This is a genomic window from Halovivax sp. (assembly GCA_007119345.1).
Lineage (GTDB): Archaea > Halobacteriota > Halobacteria > Halobacteriales > Natrialbaceae > Halovivax.
This window is the reverse complement of sequence record SKPV01000100.1, coordinates 1-15,481: the sequence shown is the minus strand read 5'-3', so window position 1 is coordinate 15,481 and position 15,481 is coordinate 1. Positions and strand designations below refer to the sequence as shown.

At 66.3% G+C, this 15,481-nt stretch carries 13 protein-coding genes and 1 tRNA gene; 8 read left to right on the top strand and 6 right to left on the bottom strand.

Features of this window, described 5'->3' with window-relative positions; all coding sequences use genetic code 11:
- The 3 genes from QZT59_RS06810 to QZT59_RS06800 form a co-directional block, all read right to left on the bottom strand.
- Nucleotides 1–793: surface glycoprotein (locus tag QZT59_RS06810; protein WP_290813267.1), on the bottom strand; the 793-nt coding region annotated here is incomplete at its 3' end.
- 927 nt (nt 794–1,720) lie between these two features.
- Nucleotides 1,721–1,803 (bottom strand) — tRNA-Leu (locus QZT59_RS06805).
- Nucleotides 1,804–1,855: 52 nt separating this feature from the next.
- Nucleotides 1,856–2,029, bottom strand: coding sequence for a hypothetical protein (locus QZT59_RS06800; RefSeq protein WP_290813264.1), 174 nt, complete (start codon nt 2,027–2,029; stop codon nt 1,856–1,858).
- A gap of 247 nt (nt 2,030–2,276) precedes the next feature.
- Between QZT59_RS06800 and QZT59_RS06795 the strand changes: the two genes are divergently transcribed.
- A complete protein-coding gene (locus QZT59_RS06795; RefSeq protein WP_290813262.1) occupies nt 2,277–2,585 on the top strand; it encodes a transcription initiation factor IIB family protein in 309 nt (102 codons plus the stop codon).
- Between the two features lies 1 nt (nt 2,586).
- On the opposite strand, the gene QZT59_RS06790 is transcribed toward QZT59_RS06795, so the two are convergent.
- Complete coding sequence (locus QZT59_RS06790; RefSeq protein ID WP_290813260.1) at nt 2,587–3,081, bottom strand: phosphopantetheine adenylyltransferase; 495 nt, start codon at nt 3,079–3,081, stop codon at nt 2,587–2,589.
- 176 nt (nt 3,082–3,257) lie between these two features.
- On the opposite strand from QZT59_RS06790, the gene QZT59_RS06785 reads away from it, so the two are divergent.
- The gene (locus QZT59_RS06785; RefSeq protein ID WP_290813258.1) at nt 3,258–5,513 is read left to right on the top strand and encodes an NADP-dependent malic enzyme; all 2,256 of its coding nucleotides are present in this window, start codon (nt 3,258–3,260) and stop codon (nt 5,511–5,513) included.
- Between the two features lie 377 nt (nt 5,514–5,890).
- On the opposite strand, the gene QZT59_RS06780 is transcribed toward QZT59_RS06785, so the two are convergent.
- Nucleotides 5,891–6,361: a hypothetical protein gene (locus QZT59_RS06780; RefSeq protein WP_290813256.1), complete on the bottom strand. Its 471-nt coding sequence runs from the start codon at nt 6,359–6,361 to the stop codon at nt 5,891–5,893.
- A gap of 106 nt (nt 6,362–6,467) precedes the next feature.
- Here QZT59_RS06780 and QZT59_RS06775 point away from each other — a divergent pair, with 106 nt between their 5' ends.
- The gene (locus QZT59_RS06775; RefSeq protein ID WP_290813253.1) at nt 6,468–8,030 is read left to right on the top strand and encodes a helicase HerA domain-containing protein; all 1,563 of its coding nucleotides are present in this window, start codon (nt 6,468–6,470) and stop codon (nt 8,028–8,030) included.
- Nucleotides 8,031–8,151: 121 nt separating this feature from the next.
- Here QZT59_RS06775 and QZT59_RS06770 read toward each other — a convergent pair whose 3' ends face one another.
- On the bottom strand, nt 8,152–8,781 hold the full coding sequence (locus QZT59_RS06770) for a ribonuclease H (protein WP_290813251.1): 630 nt from the start codon (nt 8,779–8,781) through the stop codon (nt 8,152–8,154).
- Between the two features lie 165 nt (nt 8,782–8,946).
- Between QZT59_RS06770 and QZT59_RS06765 the strand changes: the two genes are divergently transcribed.
- The 5 genes from QZT59_RS06765 (at nt 8,947) to QZT59_RS06745 (ending at nt 15,347) form a co-directional block, all read left to right on the top strand.
- Complete coding sequence (locus QZT59_RS06765) at nt 8,947–10,575, top strand: ABC transporter substrate-binding protein (RefSeq protein WP_290813249.1); 1,629 nt, start codon at nt 8,947–8,949, stop codon at nt 10,573–10,575.
- 63 nt (nt 10,576–10,638) lie between these two features.
- Nucleotides 10,639–11,709 (top strand): ABC transporter permease, encoded by a 1,071-nt coding sequence (locus QZT59_RS06760; protein ID WP_290813247.1) that lies wholly within the window; start codon nt 10,639–10,641, stop codon nt 11,707–11,709.
- On the top strand, nt 11,706–12,707 hold the full coding sequence (locus tag QZT59_RS06755; RefSeq protein ID WP_290813245.1) for an ABC transporter permease: 1,002 nt from the start codon (nt 11,706–11,708) through the stop codon (nt 12,705–12,707). The genes QZT59_RS06760 and QZT59_RS06755 overlap by 4 nt, the downstream gene beginning before the upstream one ends.
- Before the next feature lies 1 nt (nt 12,708).
- Nucleotides 12,709–14,016 carry an ABC transporter ATP-binding protein gene (locus QZT59_RS06750; RefSeq protein ID WP_290813243.1) on the top strand — a complete coding sequence of 436 codons (1,308 nt, stop codon included), beginning with the start codon at nt 12,709–12,711 and terminating at the stop codon, nt 14,014–14,016.
- Nucleotides 14,013–15,347: an ABC transporter ATP-binding protein gene (locus tag QZT59_RS06745; protein ID WP_290813242.1), complete on the top strand. Its 1,335-nt coding sequence runs from the start codon at nt 14,013–14,015 to the stop codon at nt 15,345–15,347. Before QZT59_RS06750 ends, QZT59_RS06745 begins: the two co-directional genes overlap by 4 nt.
- The last annotated feature ends 134 nt before the right edge of the window (nt 15,348–15,481 follow it).

Genomic DNA, 15,481 nt, shown 5'->3' with positions numbered 1-15,481 from the left:
CCTCACCGTTGTAGTCCCACGTGATGTTCAGGTAGGCGTCCTGGGTGTTCTCGAGGTCGACCTTGACCACGCCGTAGTCACCGGGGGTGGCGCGGACGAGGTTCTCTTCGAAGCTGATCTGTGCTTCGTCAGCGTCGAGGACCTCGATCGAGAACTCGTCCTCGGCGACCGTGTCGGCCGCGGAGGCGGTCAGGTTCTGCGTACCGACGTCGTCCTCGCTGAAGGTGAACTCAACGTTCTGGACGCTGCTGACGCCCTCGAGCGTGAGGACGTCGTCGTCGTAGGACGTGTCGGCGTAGTCGATGATCTCGTCAAGCTCCTCGCCGTCGAAGTTCTCGGCGGTGAGTTCGAGGTCGTAACCACTGCGCTCGGAGTCAAACTCGACGTTGACAGACTCGCCGGCGTTGACGGCGTCAGCGGCGGGCGACGCGGTCAGACTCTGCGAGGAGAGGGTGAAGCCGGCATCCGCGTCGGCTTCCGGGCCACTAATTTCCCACTCGCCAGTGTTGTCGAGGCGGTTGGTCTCGATCTTCAGATAGCCATCGCCGGCTTCGATCTCACGGAACTCGGACTCGTCGTCGCTGACCAGCTCAACCGTGTAAGTCTGGTCGTCCGTGATCGACTCGTCAGTGATGTTCAGCGTCTGTCCGTGCCAGAATCGGTCGTCCTCTGCGTTGGGCCAGTCGTTAAGCGTCTCCTCGGCGGTTGCGGAGCCGGCAAATGCGGCTCCCATCGCGACGACGGAGAGCACCATGATCGCGGCAAGGAACACCGCTCGTCCCTTTTCGCGCATACTGGTTTCGTTTCGTGTCATGTGTTGTGTTAAGTTCGTGTTTCGCTTGGTTAGCGATCGATTCACCGGGGCTCGTTCACCAGCACGTCCGCCCGGCGCGGACGGTTGGTTTATCGACCTCCCGGGTAGGGGTATCAGGTCATTTCTAATCCCCCGTAATAAGTTTTCTAGTTTCCGATCGTCAATCCGGCGACATGGTAGCCCGATATTACGGCGAATGAGTCGTTCTACGGGCGCTATTCGGCCGGAACCCCGTCGGTGTACGCCTCCGTTTATTAGGGTCCGCTAACCGAACGGTCCATCGAGCACGTCCGGCGTTGCTGGAATATTGTCTTACCAGCCGTGAAGGGGGGATTACTTCGAGCAGTCATCGCCCGTAACCCACCGTCATACTACTGGAATGTTCCAACATAAGGTGGTTTCATTCCCGGAGTCATTCCCCGGTCGTTGGCTCATGAGTGTCGGTGCTTAGTGAATATCTTCTGTTTTGGATAGAAATATTGATTTAGTTACAACAACGGGCCATTCCACCCATTCTGAACGGTGATGATCACACTCGGGAGAGCCCCTCAGGCTCGCTGGTGTGTTGGGTTTGCCGTTACGATCAGCAGGCTCACTACATCTGCACCACCATCGCTCGTGCGCGTGAATCACTATAATTGACAGCGGTCGAGAACGAATAGATATGCGATCGAACCATCACGTGGTAATCGACAGCGGTCGAGAACGAATAGATATGCGATCGAACCATCACGTGGGACTCGACTGATTCGGGTCTTTCGAGCGGAGGGCTCGTTAGCGTCAACTCGAGATGTTGTAGGTGGGTCAGCACCGGACCCATGCGAAGACGTACTCGCTTCGCTGCGTGCGTCTTCTCTACTTCGAATCCTTGAGCGCACTCTCCACTCACGGATTGTTCGCGGAGAGTGCGCGGGACAGGATTCGAACCTGCGGACCCCTACGGGACAGCGTCCTAAGCGCTGCGCCGTTGGCCGCTTGGCTACCCGCGCGCAGGTTCGATTATCGGCGAAACGAGTAAGAACCTATCGGTCCGGCGGGTGCTTATCGGTGGGTCACCGGCTCCTCGGGCGTCCAGTCCGGCGGGACGATGAACGTCACGTGTTCCGAATCGCGGAGCTGGTGGAGCTCGGCGGCTTGCTCTGCGAGAGATCGGTCCCGGTAAGGCATCTCGAGGCCGCAGCCGGTGCAGACGAGTTTACAGGTTGGTTCTGACATGCGGTGGACGGTCGCCGCCGCCGGCCGACGCGGGGCGTCTACCGCCCGTTGGAAGCCTCGGGCGTTTAGTATTCGTAGCGTAGCCTCACGCGGCCTGAATCACGCGTTTTCGGGCTCGTTCGTACGTGAAGATTGGATTCCGTACACGTACCTTGTGGGCACAGTCGGCTTCCGGGGACGGTCTCGTCCGGCGGCGCCGTTCGTCGCGGGATCGATTTTATGTCCGGTCGGCGTGAAGAGCCCTCGAATGCACAACGCGAGGGAACGGATCGCCCACGGGGAGTGGCTGGACGAACTCGACCGAGCGGCCGACCGGCTCGATCTCTCGGCGGACGCGCGATCGGTCGCCGTCGACCTCTTCCTCTCGGACGTCCCCGAAGCGGATCGCTCGAAGCGCGCGGTGCTCGCCGCCAGCCTCTACGCCGGCGCGCTGATCGCCGGTGACGGACGGTCCCAGGGGACCGTGGCCGCCGCCGCGGAGGTCTCTCGGCTGTCGATTCAGTCCCGCTGGAAGGAGTTGCTCGCGGACGCGGGCCTCGAGCCGCCGAGCTGGTGAGTCACCCCCGGCGCTTGCCGTCTCGTCCCTCGCGATCGGGCGTCAGGTTTCCGTGCTCGTCGATTTCGCCCTCGACGATGCGCGTGCTCGAGATGATGTCTCCGTCCGCCGCCCTGACGTGGGGAACCACCACGAGTTCGAGCGGCTCGTGGCCCCGCTCGCGCCGGATCTCGTTGATCCGCTTGCCGCCGTCGACCGTCTCCGGCGAGACGACCAGGGCGTCGAACTGCGCCTCGGTCGCGATTCCCGTCGGCTCCTCGAGCGTCCGGACCTCGAACTCGCGGTCCCGCGCGGACGCGAACGCTTCGAGCTCGGCCCGGAGGTCCCGTGCGCGCTCGTCGTACGGGCGGACGTACCTGTCGACGTGGCGGGTCGCCGGCGCGAGTTCGTCGCTCGTCAGGCCGACGGTGACGTCCCCGAGCTCGAACGCGCGTTCGAACAGCTGTCGGTGGCCGTCGTGGACCGGATCGAAGGTGCCACCGAGCGCGACCTTCATACACGCCCCCATTGGGTCAGGGCGTATAAAAGAGTCGAAACGAGCGATCTCGCGCGCCGACCGAACCCCGCCGAGCCGGCTCCGGGTAGACGGGCCTCGCCCGAGTCGTTCTCCGGGACCGTTTTTCCCGCGTGACCCTCCGCATCCTTTTTAGTCGTACCCGTGACTGTGACGGTATGGGACTGGACGAGGACGCGCTCGAGTACCACCGCATCGATCCGCCCGGCAAACTCGAGATCTCGACGACGAAACCGACGAACACCCAGCGGGACCTCTCGCTCGCGTACTCGCCGGGGGTCGCGGCACCCTGTATGGAGATCCACGAGGACGAAACCGACGCTTACACGTACACGGCGAAGGGCAACCTCGTCGGCGTGGTCTCGAACGGCTCCGCCGTGCTCGGACTCGGCGACATCGGTGCCCAGGCGTCCAAACCCGTCATGGAGGGGAAGGGGGTTCTCTTCAAGCGCTTCGCGGACATCGACGTCTACGACGTCGAGCTGGACGAGACCGATCCCGACCGGCTAATCGACGCGGTGAAGATGATGGAGCCGACCTTCGGGGGGATCAACCTGGAGGACATCAAGGCGCCGGAGTGTTTCATCATCGAAGAGCGCCTGCGCGAGGAGATGGGGGTTCCCGTCTTCCACGACGACCAGCACGGCACCGCCATCATCTCCGGGGCGGCGCTGCTCAACGCCGCCGACATCGCCGGCAAGGATCTCTCCGACCTGGAGATCGTCTTCTCCGGCGCGGGCGCGAGCGCGATCGCGACGGCCCGGTTCTACGTCTCCCTCGGCTGCAAGTCCGAGAACATCACCATGTGTGACTCCTCGGGCATCATCACCGAAGAGCGCGCCGCCCGCGGCGACGTCAACGAGTACAAGCGCGAGTTCGCTCGCGACGTACCGGAGGGGTCGCTCGCGGACGCGATGGCCGGCGCGGACGTCTTCGTCGGGCTCTCCATCGGCGGGATCGTCGACCAGGAGCTCGTCCGGTCGATGGCCGACGACCCCATCATCTTCGCGATGGCCAACCCGGACCCCGAGATCGGCTACGAGGATGCGAAGGAAGCCCGCGACGACACCGTCATCATGGCTACGGGCCGTTCGGACTACCCGAATCAGGTCAACAACGTCCTCGGGTTCCCGTTCATCTTCCGCGGGGCCCTCGACGTCCGCGCCACCGAGATCAACGAGGAGATGAAGGTGGCCGCCGCACGCGCGCTCGCCGAGCTGGCCCGCGAGGACGTCCCGGACGCGGTCGTCAAGGCCTACGGCGACGATCCGATCCAGTACGGTCCCGACTACATCATCCCGAAGCCGGTCGATCCCCGGGTGCTGTTCCGGGTGGCGCCCGCGGTCGCCGAGGCCGCGATGGAGTCGGGCGCCGCCAGGGTCGAGATCGACCTCGAGAAGTACGAGGCCCGACTCGAGGCCCGACTCGGCAAGTCCCGCGAGATGATGCGCGTCGTGCTGAACAAGGCCAAGAGCGATCCCAAGCGGGTCGCGCTGGCCGAAGGCGACGACGAGAAGATGATCCGCGCGGCCTACCAGCTCCGCGAGCAGGGGATCGCCGAGCCGGTGCTGATCGGCGACGAGGAGACGATCGCTCGCACCGCCGCCGAACTCGGCCTCGACTTCGCGCCGACGGTCGCCGACCCGACCACCGGTGACTACGAGAGCTACGCCGATCGGCTCTACCAGCTCAGAAAGCGAAAGGGGCTCACGCGATCGGAGGCGGATGAGCTCATCCGACGGGACACCAACTACTTCGGCAGCGTGATGGTCGAAGAGGGCGACGCGGACGCCCTGCTGACGGGGCTGACCCACCACTACCCGTCGGCCCTGCGGCCGCCGCTGCAGGTGATCGGGACGGCCGACGACGTCGAGTACGCCGCCGGGGTCTACCTCCTCACGTTCAAGAACCGCGTCGTCTTCATCGCCGACGCGACGGTCAACCAGGATCCCGACGAGGAGGTCCTCGCGGAGGTCACGAAGCAGACGGCCGAGCTGGCCCGCCGGTTCAACATCGAACCGCGCGCGGCGCTGCTCTCGTACTCGAACTTCGGGAGCGTCGACAACGAGGGAACCCGAAAGCCCCGTCGGGCGGCCGGCGACCTTCGGGCGGATCCCGCGGTCGACTTCCCCGTCGACGGCGAGATGCAGGCCGACACGGCCGTCGTCGAGGACATCCTCGAGGGGACCTACGAGTTCTCCGACCTCGACGAGCCCGCGAACGTGCTCGTCTTCCCGAACCTGGAGTCGGGGAACATCGGCTACAAGCTCTTGCAGCGGCTCGGCGGTGCGGACGCAATCGGCCCGATGCTCGTCGGGATGGACAAACCGGTTCACGTGTTGCAGCGCGGCGACGAGGTCAAAGACATCGTGAACCTGGCGGGCGTTGCGGTCGTCGACGCGCAGGAGGAGTAGCGTGGATCGAGCGAGCGAAGCGAGCGAGATCCACGTTGTGGCGAGCGGTGAACGCAGTGAACCGCGAGGGGCGTGGCCGACCGGAGGGAGGCCACGTTACGGCGAGCGGTGAAACCAGTGAACCGCGAGCAGCGTGCCCGGCGGACGAGAGCATTCGTACAACGAACGGCGAACGGTGCGAGGACTGAGCGGAGCGAAGTCCTCGGTACGGCGAACGGGGAACGAAGTGAGCCGTGGGCCAGGTGAGCCGTGAGCCAGGTGAGCCGCGAGCGGCGACCGGCGGAAGCCGCGAGGAGCGGGGCCCTCGCCGCGCTCGAGCACCGTCGAGCCGCGAGCGGCGCGCTCGGGGGACGAGCGCGCTCGCCCTCGCGCCCGCCTCACTCCATCGGTTCCATCTCGACGTCCGCGGACGTGCTCGACGAGCTGGGGCCGACGAACTCGCGCCAGTGGCGGACGCCCCAGATGCCGAGGCCGGTGCAGATGATCGCGGCCGCCATGAATAGCACGAGCAGTCCTCGCTGGATGACGGTCGTCGGTTCGTGGGCCGCGTAGTACGCCCCTTCCGTGGCGAAGCCGGCCAGGAGGCCCGTACCGAGGCCGATCCCGGTGGTCGCGATCAGGATCTGCGCGCCGTCGCGCTCGCGGTCGTCGAGCTTCCAGAGCGCGAGGATGAAGCCGATCGCGAAGACGAGGACGTAGAAGGGGAGCCGGGACGTGGCGCCGGCGACGATCCGTCCCTCCCAGAGTACGGCGACACCCACGAACGCCGAGGTGAGCAGGACCGTCGAGCCGGCGATCGTCCAGAACGCGCGACTCGACAGCAGCGTCCGGAGCCGGTCCGAATTCATACCGTACGGACGACGCTCCTCCCTCAAAAGCGTTGAGGCATTCCGACGGGTCGCCGCTCGGACAGGAAGCATATATGGAACGACTTCGTAGCGGGGGACGAGAGGCATGGCCGAGTCGATCGAGCGGTTCCCGGTGTCGGAGAAAGGGTTCACCTTCCCCATCAACGAGGTCCTGACGGGACGAGGGTTCGTGACCGGCAAGTCCGGCAGCGGGAAGTCCAACACCGCGAGCGTGGTCGCCGAGGAGCTCCTCGACCGCGGGCTGGGGCTCATGATCATCGATACGGACGGGGAGTACAGTGCGCTCAAGGAGCGCTACGAGCTGTTGCAGGTCGGCGGCGACGACCAGTGCGACCGCGAGATCACGGCCGAGGACGCCCCGCTGATCGCGGACCTCGCGCTCGAGGAGAACGTCCCCATCATCCTCGACGTCTCGGGCTACATGGACGAGGAGGTCGCGGACGACGTCATCCACGCCGTCGTCCGCGAGCTGTTCGTCGCGGAGAAACAACACCAGAAGCCCTTCTTGCTGTTCGTCGAGGAGGCCCACGAGTTCATCCCGGAGCGCGGCGGCGGGGACGACATCCACAAGATGCTCGTGCGCGTGGCCAAGCGGGGGCGAAAGCGGGGACTGGGTATCGTCGCGATGTCCCAGCGACCGGCTGCGGTCGCGAAGGACTACATCACCCAGTGCGACTGGCTCGTCTGGCACCGGCTCACCTGGGAGAACGACACGAAGGTCGCGGGCCGAATCCTGGGCGGCGACGCCGCCGAGAGCGTCCAGTCCCTCGACGACGGGGAGGCGCTCGTGATGACCGACTGGGACGAGAAGATCTCCCGAGTCCAGTTCCGCCGGAAGAAGACGATCGACCAGGGGTCGACGCCGACCCTCCGCGAAGCGTACGGTCCGCCCGGCGCCCGAGAGGATCACGTCACCCACGTCAAAGACGAGGTGGCGGAGGGGGACGACGAAGGCGCCGACGGGGCGTCCGCGGACGCCGACGGATCGGAGGACCCCGGGGACGCTTCGACCGAGGAGACGACCGGAACGTCGGACGGGGAGCCGCCGGATCCGGACACCGCAACGGCCGAGGAACCTTCGGCGCCGGCGGAGGAGTCGACCGCCGCGAGCGGCGCCCCACGGGACCGCGCGAGCAACTGGGATCTGAGCGACGTCGACATCGAACCGCGACAGCCGGCGATCGGGACGAGACCGGACAACGCCAGGACGGCGTCACCGCCCGTCGACGGACCTCCCGCCGGCGCGGCGGCTTCCGCCGCCGAACCCGATGCCGGATCGGGGGACGGCGGCCGGGTCGCTGATAGCGTCGAATCGGCCGCCGGGACGGCCTCCGGGGAGCGGCGCGTGCGGTCCGAGCGACGGGCTCCCCTCGACGAGCCGGACGAGTACGATCCCGTCTGGGAGATCGCCCAGCTGATCGTCTACTGTTACGGCACGGTCGTTCGGGCCCACCGGCGGGCCCACCGGCGCGTCAGCGGGTTCTTGCTCGCTCGCTTTTCGGGACTTCGCGAGCGCGCGGTCGGACCCAGACGCCACGACGGGCCGGGTCGGGTGGACAGGGCGCTGGCAGCGTTGCTCTCGCTCTCGATGATCGTCGGCGCGTACGCGCTCGTCTTCGGAGCCCTGGCGCTGCTGGCGGCGGGGTGAGACGGACGCGATGGCCCGACTGGATGCCGGTATCGGGTCCCGACGGCTGGTGGATACGGCGCTTCGATCGTCGAGCGTCGGTCGATACCGGGACGGGTCGGCCCGCTGTTCGGTCCGCAGCTCAGTCTCCGGCGTGGCGGTTCGCTCGAGACGGCGGCGGGTGACCGCCGGCCGTCGTCTCCGCCGCCGTCGGGGTCGGTAGCACGCACCGCGCCGGTTCCCGGTTGACGTGCTCGTACTGTTCGGGCGTGTTGGCGAGCGGATGGGCCGGGTTCTGGTCGCTGTCGATGCGGGCCGCCCTGACCTCGGCGAAGCCGGTGAGGCGGGCCCTGATGCCGCGCCAGTGGTTTGCGCTCGCCTCCGGAACGGAAAACGGACGCGGCGGCTTCCGGTCGGGGTGTCCGGTGGCGAGAACGGCGTTGTTCACGTTGCTGGCGAGGTCGTCGTGGTCGACGAGGATGCCGACGTGGGCGTCAGGCGGCGCTCGCGCGGCGAGGACGTCGAGTCCGAGGTGCAGCGCTCGGTACTCGGCCACGTTGTTGTCCGGGGGCGCGTCCGGCGTCGAGAGCCGTGCGACGCGCGTCCCGTCTCGCGTCTCGATGACGGCGCCCAGACCCCCGCCGGAGTCTCTGAACGAACCGTCGGTGGCGACGTAGAAGTCTCGATGGTGCGTTCGAGGGGGGTGGGCGATGTGGGGGGTCGGCGACTCGTCGAATAGGTCCCGCAAGGCGGGGCGGCCGTGAGCGGCCATGCTAATCGTTCAGAGCCTGAAGAATATAAAAGTATGGCCGGATTCTCGACACGCGTTCCCCCATTTGAATCTTCGCCCGTGTTCACAGTAACCTCACCGTCGGAATCGACCGACGGTCTCCAAAATCCAGTATTTATAAATAGTGGACACGTCATTGGTACTCCTATGCAGGGTGCTGACAAAACGACTATCGACCGACGTAACATCCTTCGCTACACCGGTGCCGCAGCCGGCACGTCAGGAATCCTGGCGCTCGCTGGTTGCGTCGGCGGCGACGACGCCACCGACGGCGATGACGACGACGACGAAACGGACCGGGAGTTCCCGGAGGAGATTACGGTCACGCTGTCGCAGTTCCCGGACACGATCGACCCGCTCGATCACATCACGGGGGACTACTTCGACGTCTACGACCACATCTACGAGCCGCTGTTCGACTTCGAACCCGGGGAAGGGATCTTCCCGCGCGTCGTCGAGGACTGGGAGCCCCAGGGCGACGGCACGACCCACGTCCAGCTCAGAGACGACGTCGTCTTCCACAACGGCGAGGAACTGACGGCCGAGGACGTCGCCTGGACGATCAATCGAACGGTCGACCCCGACATGGGCGTCGCGAGCCCGATCGGCACGTTCGGCCTCGGCTCGATCGAGGGGGCCGAGGCGGTCGACGATCTCACGGTTTCGATCAGCTACGGCGCCGCGCCGGGGCTCGCGGAGTTCGAGTTCGGCAACTACGCCCGCGCCCTCAACCGTGATTGGGCGATCGAGAACCACGACGCCGAGGACGACGCGATCTCCGGCGCCGACGCCGAGGACTTCAACGGGACCGGCCCGTACGAGGTCGTCGACTTCACGTCGGGCGAGGAGATCGTCCTCGAGCGGTTCGACGACTACTGGGGCGAGGAGCCGCCGTTCGAGACGGTCACGTTCAACGCCTCCGGCGAGTCCAGCAGCCGGGTGGCGGCGCTCGAAACCGGCGAGTCGGACCTCACGATCAACATCCTCCCCGAGGACGTCGCTACGGTACAGGAGGCGGACGACGTGGAGATCCGGAACGTGACGAGCTTCCGGAACATCTTCTGTCCGATGAAGAACACCGTGGCCCCGTTCGACAGCCAGGAGTTCCGCCAGGCGATGAACTACGCCGTCGACAACGAGGAGATCGTCGAGACGGTGCTCAGCGGCTTCGGCGAGGCGCGCGGCCAGCCGGTCGCGCCGGGCATCAACGGCTTCAACCCCGACATCGAGCCCTACGAGCAGGACATCGGGCGGGCCGAGAGCCTCGTCGAGGACAGCGGCTACGGCGGGATGGAGATCGAACTGACGGCGCCGCAGGGTCGGTACCTCAACGACGCGGCGATCGGCGAGACGATGGCCGACATGATCGACCAGCTCGACAACGTCAGCTGCGAGGCGAACATCGTCGACTTCGGCGTCGTCTCCGACGCGAACCAGGCCGGCGTCGACCCCGACGAGATCGAACACCCGTTCTACATGATCGGCTGGGGGACCATCACCGGCGACACCGACTACGGCGTCCAGGGCTTCTTTACGATCCCGGACAACGAGTCTCGCACGTTCGACGACGAGGAGCTCAGCGACGCGATCCTCGAGAGCCAGCAGATCGAGGACCTCGACGAGCGGCGACAGGCGCTGGAGGAGGTCAACCAGCTGGCCCACGAGAAGGCGCCGTTCGTCTTCCTGCACACCCAGGAGAGCATCTACGGCATCAACGACGTGATCCAGTGGGATCCCCGCGAAGACGAGACGGTCTACCTCTGGGAAATGGAGTGACGGCGTCCGGACGGACGTAGCGAAAGCATCAATACCTCTCGCAGTTTTTCTCGAAACATTCCGATGTCCTTGGGCAAGTTCTTGGTTCGGCGGGTACTCCAGGGAATCTTCGTACTCTGGGGTGTGGTCACGATCCTGTTCGGGCTCCGAGCGGTGTCGCCCGGCGACCCGGCGACCCTGATGCTCGGGGAGGGTGCGAGTCGGGAACTTATCGAGCACGTCAGAGAGGAGGAGGGGCTGAACGAACCGATCGTCGTCCAGTATCTGGATTACCTCCAGGGGCTGGTCGTCGGCGACTTCGGGTACTCCTGGCAGTCGAACCGGCAGGTCTCGGCGATGGTGATCGAACGGATCCCGGCGACGCTCGAGCTGGCGATCGCCGCGACGATCGTCGCGGTCGCCATCGCGATCCCGCTGGGCGTGATCTCGGCGACGCGACGCAACCAGCCCGCCGACTACGGCGCGACGACGTTCTCGTTGCTCGGCATCAGCACGCCCAACTTCTGGCTCGGGTTGATGCTGATCCTCGTGCTCGGCGTCTGGTACGGAATTCCGTACCCGAGCGTCGGATTCTCCACGTTCGCGGGAGCCAACCTCCCGTACCCGAACTCCCTTCGGCTCGCGTTCTACGACTTCCCGACGGGTCGGCGGGCGGTCGGGTTTCACGAGGCGGTCTGGGCCCTGGTGGCCGACCAGTCGGTGACCGAGATGGGCGTCTGGCTGAAGTACATCACGCTCCCGGCGATCACACTCGGGACGTACTTTACGGCCCTCATCACCCGCCTCACGCGCAGCGGCATGCTCGACGAACTCGGCAAGCCCTACGTCACCGCGACGGAGGCGAAGGGACTCCCCTGGGTCCTGATCCGGTACAAGCACGTCCTCCGGAACACCATGATCCCCATCATCACCGTGCTCGGCCTCCAGATGGGGACGCTGATGGGCGGCGCCGTTATCACCGAGACCGTCTTCAACTGGCCGGGACTCGGACTCCGGCTCATCGACGCGCTACACGCGCGCGATTGGCCGCTCATGCAGGGCATCATCCTGTTCATCGCCGGCGCGTTCGTGATCATCAACATCGTCGTCGACGCGCTGTACGCGTCCCTCAACCCGCAGGTGACCGAGGAATGATTTCGGACAGAGTCAAATCGAACCTGAGAGAGACGTTCTTCGAGAGCCTGCTGCCGAAACTGGGTCTGGTGTTGTTGGTCGGAATCACGCTGATGGCGTTGTTCGCGCCGATGCTGGCTACGCACGACCCGACGTCGACGGGGCACTTCACCGAGCAAGGGACGGAGTACCCGCCGATCGGCCACGAGTTCTCGACCACGGTCGCCCAGGAGGGAGAGATCGGCGAAGTGGAAGTCGAGTCGAGCAGGGAGCACATCCTCGGGACGAACAACGTCGGGCAGGACGTCTTCTCCAGGTTCGTCTACGGCGCCCGCGTCTCGCTGGTCGTGGGCCTCCTGGCGACGGGGCTCGCGCTGCTCATCGGCGTCCCCGTCGGCCTCGTCGCGGGCTACTACGGCGGTCGCGTCGACGACGGGTTGATGCGCATCGCGGACGTCATGCTCGCGTTCCCGGCGCTGGTGCTCGCGCTCGCGCTGATCGGCGTCTTCGGCACGTCACCGGTACACGTCCCCGACCCGATCGTGCTGGCCGGCTTCGCGGAGGGGATGCCGGAATCGATCCCGATACCGGGCTCGGTCACGATCGTCGCGGCGCTGGTCATCTGGGTCTGGTTCGCACGCGTCGCGCGCGGGGAGGCGATGTCGCTTCGCAATCAGGAGTACGTCAAAGCGAGCAAGAGCTTCGGCATGAGCAACACGAAGATCCTCCTCAAGCACGTCCTGCCGAACAGTCTCACCCCGATCATCGTCCTCGCGACGATACAGGTCGCAGTGATCATCCTGCTGGAAGCCTCGCTGGCGTTCCTCGGGTTCTCCGGCACCACGCTGTCGTGGGGCTACGAGATCGAGCGCGGCCAGGACGTCCTCCGGACGCGGCCGTGGGTGTCGATCGTTCCGGGGGTCGGGATCATGCTGACCGTCATCAGCGTCAACCTGTTGGGAGACTGGTTCCGAGACGCGTTGGACCCGAACATCGAAGGCGGAGAGCGAGGTGCCTGAGATGAGCGAAGACATCATTCGCGTCACGGATCTGTCGACGCGATTTTTCACCAAGGAGGGGACGGTGAACGCGGTGTCGAATCTCGATCTGCGGGTCGAACGCGGCGAAGTGTTCGGCATCGTCGGCGAGAGCGGCAGCGGGAAGAGCGTCACGGCGCTGTCGATCATGGATCTGGTCGACTCGCCCGGCGAGATCACCGGCGGCTCGATCGAGTACCGGAACGCGGAGTTCGCGGACGCCGTCCGGGACGATCATCCGGACGCGGTCGACGGGGAGTTCGTCGACCTGCTCGGAGTTCCGGATGCCGCTCGTCGGTCGCTGCGCGGGACGTCGTTCAGCATGATCTTCCAGGATCCCGAGAGCAGTTTCAACTCCAGTCTCACGGTGGGCGAACAGCTCGCCGAGGCGGTCGAGGTCCAGCGCCGGGCGAGCGCCAGACCGCGCTCGGGGCGCGCGCGGACGAACCGCGAGGAGTACACGTTCGGCAACTACGCCCTGTCGACGGTGTTGCCCTCCCAGCGGTACGTGCGCGAGGAGAGCCGGGACCGCGCCATCGAGTTACTCGAGATGGTCGGCATTCCGGATCCGGCCCAGCGCGCCGAGGAGTACCCCTACGAGTACTCCGGGGGGATGCTCCAGCGGGCGATGATCGCCCAGGCGCTCGCCGGCGAACCGGACGTGCTGATCGCCGACGAGCCGACGACCGCGCTGGACGTCACCATCCAGGCCCAGATCCTCGACCTGCTGAACGACCTCCAACAGGAGACCGGCATGACGATCCTACTGATCACGCACAACCTGGGCGTGGTGGCGCGGATGTGCGATCGCGTGGGCGTGATGTACGCCGGCGAGATCGTCGAGCGCGGCGCTCTCGAGGACGTATTCGATCGGCCGGTCCATCCGTACACCCAGGGCCTCCTCGGGAGCATCCCGGATCTCGAGGGCGTGACCGGGCGGCTCCAGCCGATTCCGGGCAACGTGCCGAGCCTCATCGACCACGAGATGCCCGACCGCTGTTACTTCGCCGACCGCTGTCCGAAGGCGATGGACGAGTGCCTCGAGAAACCGCCCGAATTCGACGTCGACGGCGACCACCACGCCACGAAGTGCTACCTCGCCGAGGTCGAGTACGCCGAATCGCGGGCGCTCCCCGAGGGGTACTTCGAGGCCGAGGACGCGGCCGGGACCGACGAGCGTCCGGTGGCCGACGACGACGAGCCGGCCGGCCGGGCCGGTTCTGGAACCGGCCGGGAGGCGACGACGAATCCGGCCGGGGACGCCGGCACGAAGGGAGGTGAGTCGGAGTGAGTCGCGAGGCCGACCGACCGCTCGTCAGCGTCGAGAACCTCACGAAGTACTTCTACGAGCAGAACTCGATCCTCGACCGATTGCTGGGTGCGGAGCCGGTCGCCGTGCGGGCGGTCGACGGGGTGAGTTTCGACATCCACCGCGGCGAAACCCTCGGACTCGTCGGCGAATCCGGCTGCGGCAAGTCGACGACCGGCGAGACGTTGCTGCACCTCCAGGAACCGACCGACGGGACCGTCGAATTCGGGGGCCGCGACGTCTTCGAGCTGGCCGGCGAGGAACGCAACGAGTTCCGCCGCTCCGCCCAGGTCGTCTTTCAGGATCCGTTCTCGAGTCTCGATCCCCGCATGCCGATCGGAAAGATCGTCAAACAACCGCTCGACGTCCACGAGGTGGGCTCCGACGAGGAGCGACGGGAGCGGGTCGAGGAACTGCTCGAACTCGTCGGCCTCTCCGCGGAGCAGTTCGATCGCTACCCGCACGAGTTTTCGGGCGGCCAGCGCCAGCGGATCGCGATCGCCCGCGCGCTCGCCCTGGAGCCGGAGTTCGTCGTCCTGGACGAACCGACGAGCGCCCTCGACGTCTCGGTCCAGGCGCAGGTGCTCAATCTGCTGGACGACCTCCAGGACGAGTTCGACCTCACCTACCTGTTGATCAGCCACGACCTCTCGGTGATTCGCCACGTCTGCGATCGGGTGGCGGTGATGTACCTCGGCGAGGTCGTGGAGATCGGACCGGTCGAGGAGATCTTCGCCGATCCCAAACACCCGTACACGCGGGCGCTGCTGGCGAGCGTCCCCCGGGCGTCGAGCGACGAGAAGCACCGCGAGCGCGAGACGATCTCGGGGGACGTGCCGTCGCCGCGGAATCCGCCGAGCGGCTGCCGGTTTCGCACCCGCTGTCCGCAGGTGATTCCGCCCGAGGACCTGGATGTCGAGCAGGAACAGTACCGCGCGGTGATGGCCGTTCGCCAGCGCGTCGAAAACCGCGCTATCTCGTTCGAACTCGCGTACGAGGACGCCGACGTCGATCCCGACGACGACGAGGAGCTCGGCGCCGAGGAGCGCCGACGCGTCGTCGACGCGGTCGCCGACCAGCTCCTGAACGTCGAACTTCCGTCGGCCGAGCGCCGGACCGTCGAGCGAGCGCTGGGACTGGCCGTCGACGGCGACTGGGACGAGGCCGCCGAGGGGCTCCGCGACCGCTACGAGAGCGTCTGCGAGACCCACCGCCCCGAACTCGTCGACGAACCGCACCCGGCAGCCTGTCACCTCCACGACGTGCCTTCGACCGAGGCGCCCGAGGCGCCCCCGGCCACCCGGGACGATTGATCGCCGACTGTCCGCCGGCCGACTCTCGCGACCCGCCGTGCGGTCGAGTCGACCGGATCGTGCTTTCGCGCGGTGGGGTCGACCGGATCGTGCTTTCGCGCGGTGGGGTCGACCGGATCGTGCTTTCGCGCGGT